This is a genomic window from Mucilaginibacter sp. R-33, from assembly GCF_049949235.1.
Lineage (GTDB): Bacteria > Bacteroidota > Bacteroidia > Sphingobacteriales > Sphingobacteriaceae > Mucilaginibacter.
Window position 1 is genome coordinate 5,979,269 of sequence record NZ_CP188089.1, and the last position, 16,717, is coordinate 5,995,985.

17 protein-coding genes are annotated in these 16,717 nt (G+C 46.1%); 16 read left to right on the top strand and 1 reads right to left on the bottom strand.

What is annotated here, in order from left to right; genetic code table 11:
* The first annotated feature begins 199 nt into the window (after positions 1–199).
* From ACP26M_RS24885 to ACP26M_RS24910, 6 genes are all read left to right on the top strand, one after another.
* Positions 200–1,240 carry a DNA/RNA non-specific endonuclease gene (locus ACP26M_RS24885; protein WP_426584196.1) on the top strand — a complete coding sequence of 347 codons (1,041 nt, stop codon included), beginning with the start codon at positions 200–202 and terminating at the stop codon, positions 1,238–1,240.
* Between the two features lie 94 nt (positions 1,241–1,334).
* The gene (locus tag ACP26M_RS24890; RefSeq protein WP_426584198.1) at positions 1,335–2,126 is read left to right on the top strand and encodes a hypothetical protein; all 792 of its coding nucleotides are present in this window, start codon (positions 1,335–1,337) and stop codon (positions 2,124–2,126) included.
* Positions 2,127–2,889: 763 nt separating this feature from the next.
* On the top strand, positions 2,890–3,174 hold the full coding sequence (locus tag ACP26M_RS24895; protein WP_426584200.1) for a hypothetical protein: 285 nt from the start codon (positions 2,890–2,892) through the stop codon (positions 3,172–3,174).
* A 20-nt stretch (positions 3,175–3,194) separates the two neighbouring features.
* Entirely contained in the window at positions 3,195–3,608 is a 414-nt protein-coding gene (locus ACP26M_RS24900; protein WP_426584202.1) for a hypothetical protein, read from the top strand.
* 15 nt (positions 3,609–3,623) lie between these two features.
* Positions 3,624–4,808, top strand: a complete 1,185-nt coding sequence (locus tag ACP26M_RS24905) for an ArdC family protein (protein ID WP_426584204.1) — start codon at positions 3,624–3,626, stop codon at positions 4,806–4,808.
* Positions 4,801–5,214, top strand: coding sequence for a M23 family metallopeptidase (locus tag ACP26M_RS24910; protein WP_426584205.1), 414 nt, complete (start codon positions 4,801–4,803; stop codon positions 5,212–5,214). Before ACP26M_RS24905 ends, ACP26M_RS24910 begins: the two co-directional genes overlap by 8 nt.
* Here the strand turns inward: ACP26M_RS24910 and ACP26M_RS24915 are convergent.
* A complete protein-coding gene (locus ACP26M_RS24915) occupies positions 5,211–5,405 on the bottom strand; it encodes a hypothetical protein (protein ID WP_426584206.1) in 195 nt (64 codons plus the stop codon). The two genes, ACP26M_RS24910 and ACP26M_RS24915, sit on opposite strands and share 4 nt — an antisense overlap.
* A gap of 16 nt (positions 5,406–5,421) precedes the next feature.
* Here ACP26M_RS24915 and ACP26M_RS24920 point away from each other — a divergent pair, with 16 nt between their 5' ends.
* From ACP26M_RS24920 to ACP26M_RS24965, 10 genes are all read left to right on the top strand, one after another.
* The gene (locus tag ACP26M_RS24920; protein ID WP_426584208.1) at positions 5,422–6,675 is read left to right on the top strand and encodes a zincin-like metallopeptidase domain-containing protein; all 1,254 of its coding nucleotides are present in this window, start codon (positions 5,422–5,424) and stop codon (positions 6,673–6,675) included.
* Positions 6,676–6,679: 4 nt separating this feature from the next.
* Positions 6,680–7,462 carry a DUF4099 domain-containing protein gene (locus ACP26M_RS24925; protein ID WP_426584210.1) on the top strand — a complete coding sequence of 261 codons (783 nt, stop codon included), beginning with the start codon at positions 6,680–6,682 and terminating at the stop codon, positions 7,460–7,462.
* Positions 7,462–8,088, top strand: coding sequence for a hypothetical protein (locus tag ACP26M_RS24930; RefSeq protein ID WP_426584212.1), 627 nt, complete (start codon positions 7,462–7,464; stop codon positions 8,086–8,088). The genes ACP26M_RS24925 and ACP26M_RS24930 overlap by 1 nt, the downstream gene beginning before the upstream one ends.
* Before the next feature lie 20 nt (positions 8,089–8,108).
* Positions 8,109–8,582, top strand: coding sequence for a PH domain-containing protein (locus ACP26M_RS24935; RefSeq protein ID WP_426584214.1), 474 nt, complete (start codon positions 8,109–8,111; stop codon positions 8,580–8,582).
* A gap of 121 nt (positions 8,583–8,703) precedes the next feature.
* Positions 8,704–8,931: a hypothetical protein gene (locus tag ACP26M_RS24940; RefSeq protein ID WP_426584216.1), complete on the top strand. Its 228-nt coding sequence runs from the start codon at positions 8,704–8,706 to the stop codon at positions 8,929–8,931.
* 322 nt (positions 8,932–9,253) lie between these two features.
* Positions 9,254–9,562, top strand: coding sequence for a helix-turn-helix domain-containing protein (locus ACP26M_RS24945; protein ID WP_426584218.1), 309 nt, complete (start codon positions 9,254–9,256; stop codon positions 9,560–9,562).
* Positions 9,563–9,565: 3 nt separating this feature from the next.
* Entirely contained in the window at positions 9,566–10,819 is a 1,254-nt protein-coding gene (locus tag ACP26M_RS24950; RefSeq protein ID WP_426584220.1) for a type II toxin-antitoxin system HipA family toxin, read from the top strand.
* A gap of 507 nt (positions 10,820–11,326) precedes the next feature.
* Complete coding sequence (locus tag ACP26M_RS24955) at positions 11,327–11,917, top strand: RNA polymerase sigma-70 factor (protein ID WP_426584222.1); 591 nt, start codon at positions 11,327–11,329, stop codon at positions 11,915–11,917.
* A 78-nt stretch (positions 11,918–11,995) separates the two neighbouring features.
* Positions 11,996–13,033 carry a FecR family protein gene (locus ACP26M_RS24960; RefSeq protein WP_426584224.1) on the top strand — a complete coding sequence of 346 codons (1,038 nt, stop codon included), beginning with the start codon at positions 11,996–11,998 and terminating at the stop codon, positions 13,031–13,033.
* A 213-nt stretch (positions 13,034–13,246) separates the two neighbouring features.
* Positions 13,247–16,702, top strand: coding sequence for a TonB-dependent receptor (locus ACP26M_RS24965; protein WP_426584226.1), 3,456 nt, complete (start codon positions 13,247–13,249; stop codon positions 16,700–16,702).
* Positions 16,703–16,717 lie beyond the last annotated feature (15 nt).

Below are 16,717 nucleotides of genomic sequence, written 5' to 3' on the forward strand. Positions count from 1 at the left end.
AGGTTTCCTATAAAGATAATGTATATATATTTATAAATACAAATAACATTTGCGAAATATAATATTTGACCAGCCATAAACCGCTTAAGGACAGGGCGGTGAACGGCACGTTCTCGTTTTTTGGTGGCCGGTTGGCATATCAGATATGATTTTTTCCAGGGTATTTGATACCTTTAGGAAACCCTATCAACGCTTCACTATGGAAACTTTTGAGATCGCCATCGAACAAACAGGGACGCATACGGTCGCCCTGGAAAAAGCTGTACACACCGACACCCTGAATGACCGCAAGGGCTATGACCCCGCCTTCCTCGGTACCGCGCTTTCCCTTCCGAAACTGAAGGCCGGTGAGGAAAATGATCTGCCGGTGCTGACATCAGGTATCGGACCCAATGGTGACCGGATATTGGATTACACCCATTTCAGCATCGCTTTCAATACCGCGAAAAAAATGCCCTATTATACGGCTGTCAATATCTACGGTAAGACCAATATGCTCGGAATGGTCCACGAAGAAAGGGATAGCGACTCCTGGTATCAGGACGAGCGCATCAGCTCAAGGCGCGGCACCGTCCAGTATGGCAATAAAGATTATAAAGGTTCGGGCTTTGCCAAAGGGCACCTGGTGCGCTACTACGACCCGGCATGGGGCAGCGCTGAAGTATCAAAAATAGCGATAGGCGATACATTTCACTATACAAATGCTTGTCCGCAGATCCCATACTTCAACGGCGTCGTTTGGAATTACCTGGAAGATTACTGCATCGCCAGGAGTATCTTTCAGGACAATAAGATCACGCTGTTCGCAGGCCCAATCTTCAATAAAGCGCGGCAGATCAATGGCTTGTTGGCACCGATGAATTTTTGGAAGATTTTGGTTTATGAAAAAGAGGGCCAGCTCAGGGCTTTGGGCTTTTTGATGAGCCAGGAACCCTACCTAAGCAAACTAAAGCCGAAGCCAAGTGCCTTGGAAAAAGTGCTGAAGCAGGTACAACCCACCTTGACCAGGGCGGATATCGAAAGGCTCTTTAAAAAACAGGAACTGTTCACCGCCCGGATCAAGATCGCGCTGATCGAAGAAAAGACCGGACTGTCCTTTGGGTTGAATGCCGCAGATGAGTATCGAGACAAGGGACAATACGAAGGCGAGCCGATCAACCAGCCGGGTGGCGGGATGGAAAAAAGCCTGGCACCTCAAATGTCGCCGGCCCAGCTGAGTGAATTCCTCAAAGCCCTCTAAAATCGATGATCCAATGGGTGTGTGCAAGTTTTTATTTAAATTGCAAAGATTTGAAAACCTGTTTATGTTTGAACTAGGGATAACTACTTGAGGTATGCAGCTAATCGGAAAGGTCAAAATACTAGAATTTTTACAGAGCATGCCGGGAGCAACAGTTCCGCTCATCCTATGGACGAAAGAATTTGAACACAAAGCTGGAAAAAGGTTAGCAGCTCAAATTGATAATCGAATGATCGATCAATCAGTCATCTGTACTGCCTTATTTGGTATCGACGCATACGCCCTGCAATATTGTGTGAATCCGTGGCTGAGTTATGGAGTAATTAAATGGATCGGAACGCGTAACGAATTGGCTCAGATCGAAAATAATATAATAGCGGATTTACAGGCTAACGATCCCAGTCTAAAAAAAGTTGAAATTAGCTCACCGATAGAATTCAATAACAACCTTTTGCTACAAGATCGAACCATGGATAACCTTGAGTCCAAAATAAATGGCGATTCAGGATCGGGAGATCAATACCGCTCTTCTCATTCAGAAGAAGTTCACACATTCCAAACATACCGTGCTGCCTTGCAAATAATCAACGCACTTTTTGACACTCAAAATAATTCCGCACAATTTGCAACATTAAAATTCTTAGCCGATGAATTATTTTCATACGAAATCAAGAATTTTAAGCTGCCGGAAATAAAATTGCTAGACATAATCACTTATAAAATAAAAGAGCTAGGACTTCAGCCGCCATACCTTGAAACGTTGATGAGTAAAGATGATAGCATTTATAGCTATCTCTCCGGACGGCAAATGAACTTGTCCCGCGAATCAATAAATAATCTTGTTGGAAAACTTGGAATTTCCATCCCTGTTTCTGATTTATTGTGACATTTTCGCTCCCGAAAAACGGATATATTTTTCTATAGAAGACGATTATAAGCGACTTTTCTTAAAGTTGAAAGTCAAAGTGAATCTTTTTAAAGAACTATTTTGTTATTTTAAATGGCGATTCTATTTATGTCTTCACACCGGGAAGTCATTTTGGCGTATCTGATGATCTAAAGGTGGTGCTTTTTTTACTGCTCTAACGACCTCTCAGAAAATTAGTCAAAACCATTTTTCTACAATCGTAATCTATTGGTAAAATAGGATTTAATAGCTCCACCTTGCTGATGTACAAACCGCGAATATTTTGAAGATCTGATTATCCTTTTTCCTTTATTATGCTAGATCGGCGTATTTTGAATTTTTATTTAAACTATTGAATTCGTGTTGCTTATATGGTTTGGCTGTTGGCCTGTATTCTGCTTAAGGTGGTGTTTGAATGTACATAGTGGCAGTAAGCAAACTTTGAATTAGCATAAATAATTGACAAACCTTACAACTTTTAAGTTTAGGGGGTGAAGGAATTCCTTCACCCCCTTTCCCTGTTTTCGCGCCCCCTATTTTTCTTGTTTTGCTCCTGTAACATCGATCGCTGGTTCCGTTCCGGACAATGCGGAGATGTGATCGTCTCCGACGATTGTACTTTGACATGGGGGAACAAAGCATTATCCTGCTAGCACCAGGAAATATTGCGAAGCTGAGATCGTATCAAGATGGCGAAAGCGCAATGGCAGACGAGAGTCCGGTTTGTAGAAACTGAGGTGAGATGGTTGGACTGATCGCGGCTGATGTGCAGGAGGTCTATACCGGCAAGTTTGAAACTTCCGCTATTAACTGTAAAGTGAACTTAAATGCCGCTGAACTGTCAGCAGAGGAAGCAGGCTACCGCGAGCTCCCGGTCTATTATGATTTTGGGGGGCGCAAGGAAGAAATTCTGCGCGAGAATTTCATGCGCATCAATGAGGAAGTGAACGCGGTCGTCGAGCGCTTCCGTAAACCTATACCACAAGTGCAGGTACTGCCCAAAGGCAGTATGAAAACCAATTTCTGATAATCATTTAATCTATTCTGATGAAAACTACCGATGATCTGACCGGTACACTGGTACTGGTACACCCGGACTTAACCGGCGACCCGGCTAAACGCCAGGGACAGATCGGTATCGTCACCGGCGCCGACCTCTCAAACGACGATATTTTCGTCAGCTTTGGCAAAGGCGAACAGGCGCTATACAGTACCGACGCCTTACTGGTGTTCAAACCGGCGGCGGAAATTTATGGGCTTTTGATGAACGATGCGCGTAACGCTGGCAAAGAAGATTTCAAGGCGCTGTTCCAGGTGAACCTGATGCAGCAGCATAACACCTCCGGCCTGGTGCGCAAAGCCATGGACATTGTGAAAGATAACAAAGTCGTTCGTGAGTTCAGCATGGATACGCTGGAACATCAGCTGAAGATAAGCCAGAACCGCGGCTATGAATACTAAACATCCCCCGATCTTATGAAGAACAACTTCAAACCTTTACAGGAGCAGATCGCCGGCAAACTGATCAGCGCTTTGCAGGAAGGTACTTCGCCCTTTCAAAAGCCCTGGACCGATGACAATTCCTCCGGCTATGTTACACCCTTCAACCCAACGACAGGTAGTAGTTACCGCGGAATGAACGCCTTCTGGCTGGCGATGCAGGGGCATAACGATCCGCGATGGCTTACCTTTAAACAAGCAGCCGCCCATCATTGGTCAGTCCGGAAGGGTGCAAAATCGACCATGATCACTTATGTTAAAAAATTTGACATAAGACAGCTACGGGATGAACAGGGAAAACCGGTTCGCGACGCAGATGGAAAAGCAAAAACGGAATCGGTAACGCTTGCCAAACCGATGTTTATCAATGCCCTCGTTTTTAACGGCGAGCAGATCGCAGGCATTCCGCAATGGCAGCACCTCCCGGGAGAGCAACAGGCGGAACAGCAGTGGTCTGCTATTGAAAGAGCGGAACAGATCATTTCAGCCAGCCAGGCACGCATTAAACATGGCGGTAACCAGGCATATTACACCCCCGGTCGTGACCATATACAAATGCCAAAAAAGCAGCAATTCGATACCGCTGCCAAATACTATGCGACTTTGCTGCATGAACTGGGCCATTGGAGCGGCCACGAAACGCGCCTTAATCGGGATTTGAGCAACAGGTATGGCAGTCGGGATTATGCCAAGGAAGAGTTGCGCGCCGAGATCGCCTCCCTCATGATGGGCAGCGAATTGAATATCGGCCATAACTTCGGTCAGCATGCAGCTTATGTCGGGAGCTGGATAAAAGTCCTGCAGGATGATCCTGCCGAGTTGTTCAGGGCCTCGGCAGATGCGCAGCGCATTACGGACTTCTTGCTGGAATTCGAGAGAAAACGAGCGGTGTCCCTGGAATCGGACCGGAACGAAACAGGCCAGCTTGAGCCCGGCGACAGGATTCCTTACAATAACACCACTTACGAAGTGATGCCGGGGCCTGTAAATAAAACCCGCTATGTGCGGGATGATGACACCGGTGCAAAGATCAAAATCCAGCCGCAGGACGGTTTGTACCGGTCCTTGTTATCGGCCAAAAACAGTGCCCTTGGGCAGTCGATGAGCAAGGTATCTGCTGAAATGCCGGCGGTAATTTACCAGGCGCGCGGTTATGAATAAATTGCTGCTGGTATTCGCTTTCTGCCTGCCGTTGCGGCACCTGGCGCTGACCTCCGGCTATGGTTACCGGATGCATCCCCTGACCGGTCAATACCGTTTTCATGCAGGCATTGACCTGCGGGCAAATCAGGATACCGTATTTGCCGTATTACCCGGCCACATCACCTTTGCCGGATATGATGCTGTTACCGGTGCGCATATCCGGCTGTCTTCCGGTGACTTTAGTTTCCTTTACGGCCATTTATCACAGGTATTTGTCCTGGCCGGAGATTCGGTGCCGGCTTGCAGGCCATTAGGGATTACCGGTTCATCCGGCCGCGTGAGCGGCGAGCATTTGCATTTCAGCGTCAGCTATCAGCAAAAACCGGTTAATCCGTTGGCTTTTTTGCGGGACCTTACGCGTTAACCGCCGATTTGTTCCCATCCGGTCGTTGTCCGGATTTGCTGTCCGTTTACTGCTTTCCTCTGATCATAAACCCGATAGCCGTTTTCGCCTAAATCAACATTAAATGCTAACTCCCTGATATCGCCCTTACCGGCAATCATATTGCCGATCATGCCATCGGCCGCCTCACGCAATAAATCAAATTGTTCCATATTCAAAATTAAAAAAATGAGTACACCTTTTAAACCTTTGTCCGAACAGATCACAGGGAAAATGATCGCGGACCTGAAAGCCGGAACTTCCATCTTTCAACAGCCAAACAATAGTCTAAACTCCGCATTGCCGTTCAATATTGAAAGCGGCCACCGCTATGCCGGGCCTTCGGCGCTGATTTTGCTGATGCAGAAGCGGGACGATCCGCGCTGGGGGACCTCCAACCAGGCTAACCGCAACCACACCGCGGTGAAAAAAGGAACGACTGGTACGCTGATCCAGTTCATGTCCAATTACGAATACCAAAAAATGGTGGATGGCGAAGGCCAGCCGGTTCTGAAAGAGAACGGCATGCAGCGTACCGAACGTGTCAGGCTGGATGAACCCAAACAAGTGGATGCCTGGTTATTCAACGGTGAACAAATGCGCAAGCTCGAAAAATGGACAAAAGAACCGAATGTGCTTTCACCTGCCGAACGTGCGCAGGCGATCCTGGACAACAGCAAGGTAGTGGTCGAACATGGCGGGGATGATATGTTCTATGACCGCCAGTTAGATGCGATCATTATTCCTGAAATGGAACAGTTTGCCGATCCGGAACAATATTATGCTGGGGCCCTGCACCTGTTGGCGCACCGGGTAATTGCACAGGACGCTTCCGACCGTCCGCAGGCCGGCAATGATCCGGTCAGCTTGATCAGCGAGGAACTGCGCACGAATTTAGCTTCGCTGTTTTTAAGCAAAGAACTGAATTTGCCCTATGACCTGAATGAACATGCCGGTTATGTTCAAAGCTGGTCAGCAATCCTGAAAGACGATCCTGCCGAATTGTTTAAAGCGGCATCGGACGCGCAAAAGATCGTGGATCATATCCTTGGCTTTGAGCAGCAGATTGAGGAAAAAAAGGAAGCCGGGCAAAGCTTGCTGGCGGAACAAGGGAATGAAGCCGGGAAAACTGTCGGATCCGGGGTGGATACGCCGAAGGTCGATCCCACCAAACTCATCGAAGGTGAGGTCATACCCCACAACGGTACCGAGTTCAAGGTGATCAAGGCACAGAAGAACAGCGTTTATCAAATGCAGGATCTGGGCAGCGAGCGCAAATTTAAAATGAGTGCCAAAGATGAGCTTTTCGGCTTTTTGCTGGAGGCCCGGAATAATTCGCAGGAGCTAACGGTCAGCCGCGGTGCTGCTGCCGGGGAAACTGTTTATCAAGGATCAGGGGCCGTTGAACAAATTCAGAATGAACAATACCAGATAGAACGATAGATTTATGCTCAGACAACAATTTAAACGGGAAGAACTCCCGATGGAGGAATTTCGGCAGTTAGGGCTGGCCGATTGGAACGTCCTGCATATCGACGATGAAGACCTGGCAGCTTTGCTGGCGGGGCGGAGAACAGATATGCTTCGCCTCGAAAATCTGGAACAGCAGGGTCTGCGCATTCCGGCATTGGATGCGAAGCTGTCGCTTCGCCGCAATGATAACGGCGGCGTCGAGCTATTGGCGCACCCGATCTATAAATTTGCAGAAGGACCGGAATACCTGACGGATACCGAAATAGAAAGCCTGGAAAAAGGGGAGGCGCTCAACCTGGTTAAAACGATTACCGGCGATGACGGTAATAAGCGCGAGGTATTGGTTGAATTTGATAAGGAAACCAACGAATTTATCACCGTGGAAACAGATAAGATACTTCCGCCCGAAGAAATTAACGGCATACCGCTGACCCCGCAACAAAAGAAAGACTACCGCAAGGGCAGGGAAGTGGAAACTCAGGACGGTACGACGATCCAGTATTCCGCTAAAGACAAGCGGGCCATCCGTGCCGACCGCCTGGCGCTGATCGCTTCGGTACTGAGCGACGGCGGTGTTTCTTATATGCTGTTTAAAGGCCTGAATGCCTTGTTCAACAAGGAGCAGCATCGGGAGCCGGGCAGGAATTTTCATAAAGCCGTAGAAAAAATGTCCCGATCGGAAATTAATCAGGCGGCACGAGGGGGGATGCCGGAAAATGATGCGGACGAGGATATTGCCGAAACGATCAGCCGCTGATGCACCCTTACCTGACCCGTTTAGGTATCAGGCCGGAAGTACAGCGTTTCTTCCGGCCGTTTTACAGTTCTGACGGTCTCGGTAACCTGGTCTTTTCCTATGGCGAAGCGGCAGAACATTTTGGTTTTGCTTTTCATAGGATACCGGTAACCGATGAGTTTTGGCTTGCCGGTAATTTAACTTTTTCGCAAGTCTGGATGATCATCTTGTCCGGTTCAGCACTAGACGCCCTTAGCTGGATGAACAAAAAGATGGCGGGCTTTCCGCAGATCGGAAATTTGTTGTTCCTGAGTCTGGGGGCGGGTATGAGCGAGGCGCAGCTTTTACAGATTCGGTCCAGTTTGGGGGGTAAGCAATTCCGGCTCTTGTTCGGACGGGACCTGCTGGGACGTATAGCTGACCTAAAGGTGGCGGCCGGCATTAAGGGTTGCCCCTTATCGGTTTATTTGGACGAAAGTGAGCAAGTGGTAGTAAGTTTCCGCAGCCGGAATTTTGCTTTCAGCCAGGAACAATTCAGCCTGTCAGCTTTTGAGCGGGCGGCGGGTGTCCGGTTTGGCATGGCCACCGATAAACCCAAAGGATATCTTACTTTTTTTGATGAGCTAAAGGCGGAAGCCGGGCTTTGATCTGACTTAATATTAATTTTATGGAATCCTTTATTGTTGATGAGCCGCAGGCGATCACGATCCGCCCTGCGGCGGTTTTTGCCTTTATGCATGTCTTCGCTTTTATGCTGGGCAGCCTGGGCCTTTTATTGCTGGCCTGGCGCTTTTGGCCGGCATTGGTCTGGGTCAGTTTATGGTCGGCCTTATCAGGCCTGTACCGCTTTTGCTTTCTTCGAAGCGTTTGTTACGCCGTTTCCCCGGAAGTCATCCGCATCAGGCGAGGCGTTTTTGTTAAACGCACCGACCAGGTCGCATTATGCCGTGTGAAAGATTACGTTTTAACGCGGCCGTTCTTGTTGCAGCTCTTCTGTTTAATGAACCTCAGGCTGAACACCAATGACCCGGAAAATCCTGTCATATGGCTGCGCGGTATACCGGAATCGGACCTGGTGCATACACTGCGGGGCTATGTGCAGCAAGCCCGGCTGAACAATAAGATTTACGAGATCAATTAAACTTTTGTACTTATTTCTTTCTAAATAACTACAAGTTTAGTATCTTTAGGTATAAAACATGAGGGTATTTTGACCAATTTGCCCGAGGTTGCTTAGTAATAAATCTGATCATTTTACCGTAATGAAAACGTTTGTTTATTTGGTATTTACCTGTTTTATTTCTACGGGCGCATTTATGGGCGCCCTGTATTCTAAAACGCCCATGTTGCTGTATGCCCTTGGCTTTGGCATTTGGGCGCTGTTCCTGTGGGGTGTTTATCGCCGTATGAAAAAAAATGATGAGCGCCGCGACATGGAGCGACAGTTCCGGGACTATATGCGTTATCAGCTGCGTAAGCCAGCACGCTGAAAAGGTAACTAACCGGCCCGCTGTAACCGCAGCGGGTTTTTGTTTCCCCCAATTTAGAATATATATGAACTTGCGTGCCGGCAGCGACGTATTTCCGGAAGCAGAAGAGCTGGAAATGATTCGCGATCTGTAATTTATTAAAATCGGCCTGCTGGCCGACGTCTTTTTGGGCATGGCCTTTTTCGACTGGGCTTATTATGGTGTATTTGTATCGAAGGGGAATTGTCTCCCTTACCTAGCCTCGCACTTAATCATTTATTGAATTTTTTAATGTTTTATATATTAAACAATTTACCTAAGTTTGTCTATTGTATAAGACATTATGAAAAATCAACTCGTGTTGCTGCCCAAAGCGCAGAAAGTGCTTAATGATCTCGGGGAAAATATCAAACTTGCGCGGTTGCGCCGAAAGTTGAGTACGACGCAGATTTCCGAACGCGCGGGGATTAGCCGCGCCACCTTATGGCAGATCGAAAAAGGTACGCCAACGGTAGCAATGGGGGCATATTTTCAGGTATTATTCGTAATGGGACTCGAAAAAGATTTTTTGAAATTAGGCGCGGATGATGAATTGGGCCGGAAGTTACAGGATGCAGGCTTACTGATAAAAGAAAGAGCCCCCAAAAAATAGGTTATGGCCGGAAGAATTTTAGTTTATGCAGATTGGCTTGGTCTGCCCGAAATTACACAGGTGGGTACATTGACTGCCGAAGTTACCCGGGGAAAGGAGATATTTTCATTTGAATATACACCATCCTGGCTACAATCTTCGCAGTCACAAGTACTTGATCCGGACCTGCAGTTATACGCCGGCCCGCAATACCTGAATGATGATAAACCTAATTTCGGCATGTTCCTGGATTCTTCTCCCGACCGTTGGGGCAGAATGCTGATGAAAAGAAGGGAGGCCATTACCGCAAGGCAGGAGGAAAGAAAACCTGTTAACTTAAATGAATCAGATTTTCTGCTGGGCGTTTTCGATGGAACACGCATGGGCGGGTTGCGATTCAAAACTACAGCAGACGGAGAGTTTCTCAGCCATTTAACCGAATTGGCTGCCCCGCCATGGATAGCATTGCGCGACCTGGAATATGCCAGCTTAAGGTTGGAAGCCGAGGATATGAGCGCTACAGAAGAACTGCGGTGGTTAAACATGTTGATAGCTCCTGGTTCATCCCTGGGCGGGGCAAGGCCAAAAGCAAGCGTGACCGATCCCGAAGGCAATTTATGGATAGCCAAATTTCCGAGTGCGAATGATGAATACGACATAGGAGCCTGGGAAATGGTCGTTCTTGAGTTGGCGTCAATTGCAGGTATCAACGTCGCACCGGCACAGTTGCAGCAATTTTCAGGAAGGCACCGCACCTTTTTGACCAGCCGCTTTGACCGGGTAGGGCGAACGGGAAGAGTGCATTTCGCTTCGGCCATGACCTTGCTTGGGCAGCAGGATGGTGCTGATTTTTACAGCGGGGCCAGCTACCTGGATATGGTGGAATTTATCATTCAGAACGGATCCAGTGTCAATCAGAACCTGAAAGAATTATGGACGCGAATCGCATTCAATGTTCTGGTTAAAAATACGGATGACCACCTAAGAAACCATGGCTTTTTATTGCGGGAAAATGGCTGGGAACTATCTCCGGCGTATGATATGAACGCAAATCCACATGGCAGCAGCCTAACGCTGAATATTTCCGAAAACGACAATTCGCTTGACCCCGAGCTGGTTTTGTCTGTTGCCGTACACTTTCGCTTAAAGCACGAAGAGGCGAAAGCTATTCTTGAACGGGTGAAAAACGCCGTTGCTCAGTGGCAAAAAATAGCCACGAAATATAAGCTATCCCGAAGAGAGCAGGAAAATATGGCCTCCGTATTTTCCGGTGCGTAAAATCCCTCCGGCATGGTGGTGATCAAGGTTAGATTAAAAGTCCCGGCAGCGAGCGCTTAGGGACTTGTTTTCTATCAGCCTTATTCCATTCTCTCGTTTAAGACGCCGTCTTAACACGTCCATCTTATTATATTAAAGACAGGTGAATAAATTTCAGGATTTTGCGTTGTCATTGCTTAAAATTTGATAACCCAAACGTAGTTGCTTAAAACCTGAAATATCTAACCGATCATTGTTTGTCGCAGTCAAATCTTATATAAAACAAACAGTGGTGGGGCCTGTCGCGGTCATAGTATCATTAGTAAATTCACTGCAACAAAATTGAGCTGATTCATAGTGCTTGCACATAGCCGTGAACAATTTAAAGTAGGTTTCGTAATGTTCTTTTTTGTTTATCGGGCGGGCCGGCCATTTGTGTTAAAACTATTACAATCGAATCTTGTTAGTTGCTGTAATTATTTTGAGTTTTGCCAGTCATTTAACATTAATTGTTGCGTTACTTAACAAATGAACAATTTTACCAGGCTGACTGAGGATGAATTGATGGGATTGCTACAGCAGGATAAGCTCGGTGCGTTCAGGGAAATCTATCAGCGATATTGGAAAAAATTGTACGGTGACGCCCACAAGCGACTGAAAAACAGGGAGTTGTCAGAAGAGGTTGTTCAGGAAATATTTTCAAACCTTTGGCATAAACGGCATACGCTACAAATTAAGACTACTATAGGCGGTTACCTGCACCAAGCGGTTTTAAACCAAGTGGTTGATCAGTATCGCAAGCAAGCCGTTCGCGCAAAACATAACGAGGCTTTCAAACTTTTAAGTACCGAAACGGATACCGGTACTGAAGATGCCATTATGCTTCGCGACCTTACCCATACCCTCGAAACCGAAATTAGTCATCTGCCTGATAAATGCCGTTCGGTTTTTGAGCTGAGCAGAAAAGAATATAAAAGTAATAAAGAGATAGCCCAACTATTAGGTATCTCTGAAAAAACAGTTGAAAACCAGATAACTAAAGCCCTCAAAAGGCTTAGGATGAGTTTGAGCCACCACCTGGTATTGGCACTCGCTACCTTGTTGCATAAATTTTTTTAAAAAATATTGCATAGGTGTAGGGGGTACACTATTCCGCATACGTCCTATCATTTATAAACCGGAATTATATTCTTTTTCATGAAAGAACCTATACGCATCGATCTGCTTGAGAAATACATTAAAGGCGATTGCACCGAGGCCGAGATAGCATTGATAAAACAATGGTACCTAAGCTTTGAGCATGAAGATGATCATGTGTCGGCCCTTTCATCTGCCCGGGAAAAAGAACTGGAAGAACAGATCTATTTCAATATCATTGCCAACCTTGATCTTGCCGATGCACAGTCTGATACAGAAAAACCTGCTAACGTTATTGCGTTCCGTAAATGGTATGCTATCGCCGCGGCGGCTGTCGTGGTTCTGACATTATCTGTTGTGGCAGTTATCTACACAAAAAAGACAGATACACAACAATTGGCGGTTTCCCCTGTAAATGATGTACGATTATTTAACGTAACTAATAGTACCCCACATATTTATAAAGTTACCTTGCCCGATAGCAGCTCGGTTTGGCTGCACCCTTCGGCAAAAATCAGTTATCCTGATGTATTCGCTGCCGGTTCGCGCCAGGTTACCATATCGGGCGTGTGTTTTTTTGAGGTAACTAAAAATCCCAAACGCCCTTTTATCATCAGCAGCCGATCATTAGTAACCAAGGTTTGGGGTACCAGCTTTTTGGTGAGGGATGACGAGCGAAGCAACGTGGCCGATGTGTCCGTGCTTACAGGTAAGGTTTCGGTAAGTGTTAAACCTGTAGGTAAAAACAGCGGCATATCTGCCAAGCTTACTAAAGACGAGGTGATGATTTACCCGCATCAAAAAGCGGTGTATCTGAATGATAAACACACTTTAACATCGCAGGTGGTTGAAGAAGGAGCCGCAGTGAAGCAATATCGCCGCGTACACCTGGTGTTTGATAATAAGCCTTTATGTAACATTATCCCCGTGCTCGATTCGGCTTTCAATGTAAACATCAGCGTGAGTAATGAAAAACTTAATCACTATATCCTGAACGCCGATTTTGAGGGTTTTAACCTGCCCGATGTGCTCGACGCGATAAAAAAATCGCTTAATGTAGATTATACGATTGAAAACAACCATATAGAACTTAAATAACCAGCTACTCTAACCTTTCAAAAATTATAAGATGTACAGAAAAATACAAACCTAAAGAAGAAAAACACCCGAAACGATCTGCATAAAAAAACTTAGAAGTGTTGCGAGCACCCCTAAGTTTTAAGGATCAAAAGCCCGTTCCGCTAAGAACACCTCAGGGAGGTGTGCGGGCTATTAATTGTCTCATTTTTAACAAAGAAACATAACAAATATATGAATTTTCGTTTACGAAGGCCTATCCCATGGGGTAAAATCATGAAGATTACTTTTAGCCAGATCCTGATATCAATAATGGTAAGCAGCATTACTTATGCAAGCCCGATTAAAGCTCAGGAAATATTGAATAAAAAGGTAAGCATAACCTTGAGCAACACCACCATGCTCGAGGCTCTACGATACCTTCAAAAAAACAACAATGTAAAGTTTATTTATAGCGCCAGCTCATTAAATACTGATAAACACTTTTCCTTGAGCGTCACCAATCAACCGTTAAAGGCCGTTTTAGATCAGGTGTTTAAAAATAACGGTATTAACTACGATGTGATGAACGATAGGGTGGTGCTCGAAAAATCGACAGCTAATAAAGCAAATACAAATCCAATAGTCGAAATTATTCCCGCAATCCAGGAGCAAACCAACGTTACCATTACCGGTAAAGTAGTTGATAACACTGGCCAGGCCATTCCGGGAGCTACTGTTACCGAAAAAGGCACAACCAATGGCATCACTACCGGTGCCGATGGCGGTTTCAAACTTTCCGTCGCAGGGCCGCAGTCTGTTATTGTTGTTCAGTTTATCGGTTTCGCCAAAAAGGAAATTGTTGTTGGGGAGCAAGCCGTTATTAACGTAACTTTAACAGAAGATGTGAAAGCTATTAATGAGGTTGTGGTGGTTGGTTATGGTACCCAAAAACGTACTACCGTGACCGGTGCCATTAGCAGCGTTAAAGCAACGGACTTGCAAGATCAGCAGGTTACCCGGCTGGACGACGCCTTGCGTGGCCGCGTGACGGGTGTAAACGTGGTGCAAAGCTCAGGCTCGCCTGGTGCAGCCCCGCAAATCAGGGTGAGGGGTGTTACGTCACGCCTTAACAGTGATCCGCTTTACGTTATTGATGGTGTTGTGGTTGATAACGGAGGCCTGGATAACGTTAACCCTAACGATATCGAGAGCATCGATGTATTGAAAGATGCTTCGGCAGCTATTTACGGTTCGCGTTCATCCAATGGTGTAATCATCGTTACTACCAAAAAGGGTAAAAAAGGGGATGCACAGATCTCCTACAACGGTTATGTTGGTGTACAATCGGCAGTGAGCAAAGTAAAACTAACCAATGCCACACAATACGCCACGCTACGTAATCAATCGTTAACCAATGATGGTAAAGCTGCATTGTTTACAAATCCATCACAGTTTGGTGCCGGCACTAACTGGCAGGATCAGATTTTTGATAACAACGCTCTTATCCACAACCATAACCTTAACATCAGTGGTGCTACTGATAAAGCCAATTATTACACTTCATTCGGCTACCTCGATCAGCAAGGTGTGGTAATGCCTGAAATTTCGGGGTATAAAAAATTCACGTTTACGGTTAACACATCCTATAAACTGAAAAAATGGTTAACAGTAGGCGAAAACTTTACTTACGCTTACACAAAAAACAAAGCTTTTGGTAATACCAACAGTGTATTTGGCGGTCCGCTAAGTTCGGCGTTAAACCTTGATCCCATCACACCGGTTACCGTGAGCGATGGCAGCAGCCAGCCAAACGCCGCCGACTATCAAAGGGCAAACATTATCCGCAACGGCCAGGGGTTTCCTTATGGCATATCAAACTACGTAGGCCAGGAAATTACCAACCCGTTTGCTTACGCACAAACTGTAATGGGTAATTATAGCGATGCTACTAACCTTTTAGGCAGCGCTTTTGCCGAGGTTGAGCCAATTGCCGGTTTAAAAGTACGTTCGCAGATCGGCGCCAAACAGGCTTACTACGGTTCCGATGGTTTCACACCGCTTTATTACTTAAACTCAAGTACATCGAATACCACCACATCGCAGGTAACAGCTTACAACCGCAACCTTACCTGGAACTGGGATAATACCATTACCTACAACCGCTCATTTGGTAAACATAACCTTACTGCTTTGGTAGGTACCAGTGCTCAAAAATCAACATCATCAGGTTTGCAGGGCACATTCCTGGGCGAACCTGTGAACTCGTTTGATGACGCTTCTATCAACTTCGCGTTACCGGCTGCTAATAGGATTGCTGTAAGCGCGCTGGGTCTTGATGCCGTACAGCCGCATACACTGGCTTCGTACTTCGGCAGGGTAACTTATGATTACGATCAGAAATACCTTTTCTCGGGTATTATCCGTCGTGATGGTTCATCAAAATTCGGCTCCAACAACGTTTACGGTACCTTTCCATCTGGCCAGGTTGGCTACGTTGTAACCCGCGAAGGTTGGTTCCCGAAAAACACCTTTGTTGATTTCTTGAAACTTCGTGCATCATACGGTATTGTAGGTAATGAAATGGCTTTAGGTCCGTTTAGGTATGCGGCAACTATCGGCAGCGGCCGTAATGCTGTATTTGGCGATCAGTTGTATATCGGTTACAGTCCTAACGCGCCGGCAAACCCTAACCTTAAATGGGAAGAAACTCGCACAACCGATTTGGGTTTTGATGCCACCCTGTTCGATAACCTGAGCGTAACTTTTGATGTTTACCGTAAACTAACTAAAGGCATGCTGCAACAGGTTCAGTTGCCATCGTACGCAGGCTTTAGCGATCAGCCTTTTGATAACGTGGGTGATATGGAAAACAAAGGTGTGGAGTTAAGTCTAAACTATAACAACAAAGTTGGCGATCTTAAATACAGTTTAGGCGGCAATATCTCGTACAATAAAAATAAAGTGTTAACCGTAGGCGATCAAATAGATCACTTTAACATTGGTAACGTACAAAGTACTACTTACGAGATCGGTCGCTTCCAGCCAGGTCAACCATTTGGTGAGTTTTATGGGTTTAAAGAACTGGGCGTATTCCACTCACAGGCCGAAATTGATGCTTACACGAAAAATGGTCAGTTGATCCAGCCTAACGCAAAACCTGGCGACTTTAAATGGCAGGATACTGATGGCGATGGCAAGATAACCCAGGCCGACCGCCAGTTTTTAGGCAACCCGCTGCCAACGTTCACCTATGGTATTAACTTTAGCGCTAACTACAAAAATTTTGATCTGAAATTGTTTGGCCAGGGTGTTTGGGGTAATAAAATTTACCAGGCTTACCGCAGGTTAGATATCCCGGCGGCCAACTATCCGATAGAGGCGCTTAACGCCTGGACTCCATCTAATCCGGGCAGCAATTATCCGCGCCTGAGTGATACCGATCCCAATGCTAACTTTAAAAACCCATCAAACTTTTACCTGCAAAACGGTGCTTACTTCCGCATCAAAACCCTGCAGTTAGGTTATAGCCTGCCTTCAACATGGTTAAAATCTGCCGATATTAAAAGGGTAAGGGTATTTGTGAGCAGCAATAACCTGGTAACTATTACCGGTTATAAAGGCTTCGACCCTGAAATAAGCGGCGGTATTGATATGGGCCTATATCCGCAGGCACGCACATTTATGGCTGGTTTGGATATCACTTTATAATAAGAAACTACAATT

Coding starts and splice junctions, on each gene's coding strand:
- ACP26M_RS24885 (WP_426584196.1), top strand. CDS start 200: ATGGAAACTTTTGAGATCGCCATCGAACAAACAGGGACGCATACGGTC.
- ACP26M_RS24890 (WP_426584198.1), top strand. CDS start 1,335: ATGCAGCTAATCGGAAAGGTCAAAATACTAGAATTTTTACAGAGCATG.
- ACP26M_RS24895 (WP_426584200.1), top strand. CDS start 2,890: ATGGTTGGACTGATCGCGGCTGATGTGCAGGAGGTCTATACCGGCAAG.
- ACP26M_RS24900 (WP_426584202.1), top strand. CDS start 3,195: ATGAAAACTACCGATGATCTGACCGGTACACTGGTACTGGTACACCCG.
- ACP26M_RS24905 (WP_426584204.1), top strand. CDS start 3,624: ATGAAGAACAACTTCAAACCTTTACAGGAGCAGATCGCCGGCAAACTG.
- ACP26M_RS24910 (WP_426584205.1), top strand. CDS start 4,801: ATGAATAAATTGCTGCTGGTATTCGCTTTCTGCCTGCCGTTGCGGCAC.
- ACP26M_RS24915 (WP_426584206.1), bottom strand. CDS start 5,405: ATGGAACAATTTGATTTATTGCGTGAGGCGGCCGATGGCATGATCGGC.
- ACP26M_RS24920 (WP_426584208.1), top strand. CDS start 5,422: ATGAGTACACCTTTTAAACCTTTGTCCGAACAGATCACAGGGAAAATG.
- ACP26M_RS24925 (WP_426584210.1), top strand. CDS start 6,680: ATGCTCAGACAACAATTTAAACGGGAAGAACTCCCGATGGAGGAATTT.
- ACP26M_RS24930 (WP_426584212.1), top strand. CDS start 7,462: ATGCACCCTTACCTGACCCGTTTAGGTATCAGGCCGGAAGTACAGCGT.
- ACP26M_RS24935 (WP_426584214.1), top strand. CDS start 8,109: ATGGAATCCTTTATTGTTGATGAGCCGCAGGCGATCACGATCCGCCCT.
- ACP26M_RS24940 (WP_426584216.1), top strand. CDS start 8,704: ATGAAAACGTTTGTTTATTTGGTATTTACCTGTTTTATTTCTACGGGC.
- ACP26M_RS24945 (WP_426584218.1), top strand. CDS start 9,254: ATGAAAAATCAACTCGTGTTGCTGCCCAAAGCGCAGAAAGTGCTTAAT.
- ACP26M_RS24950 (WP_426584220.1), top strand. CDS start 9,566: ATGGCCGGAAGAATTTTAGTTTATGCAGATTGGCTTGGTCTGCCCGAA.
- ACP26M_RS24955 (WP_426584222.1), top strand. CDS start 11,327: ATGAACAATTTTACCAGGCTGACTGAGGATGAATTGATGGGATTGCTA.
- ACP26M_RS24960 (WP_426584224.1), top strand. CDS start 11,996: ATGAAAGAACCTATACGCATCGATCTGCTTGAGAAATACATTAAAGGC.
- ACP26M_RS24965 (WP_426584226.1), top strand. CDS start 13,247: ATGAATTTTCGTTTACGAAGGCCTATCCCATGGGGTAAAATCATGAAG.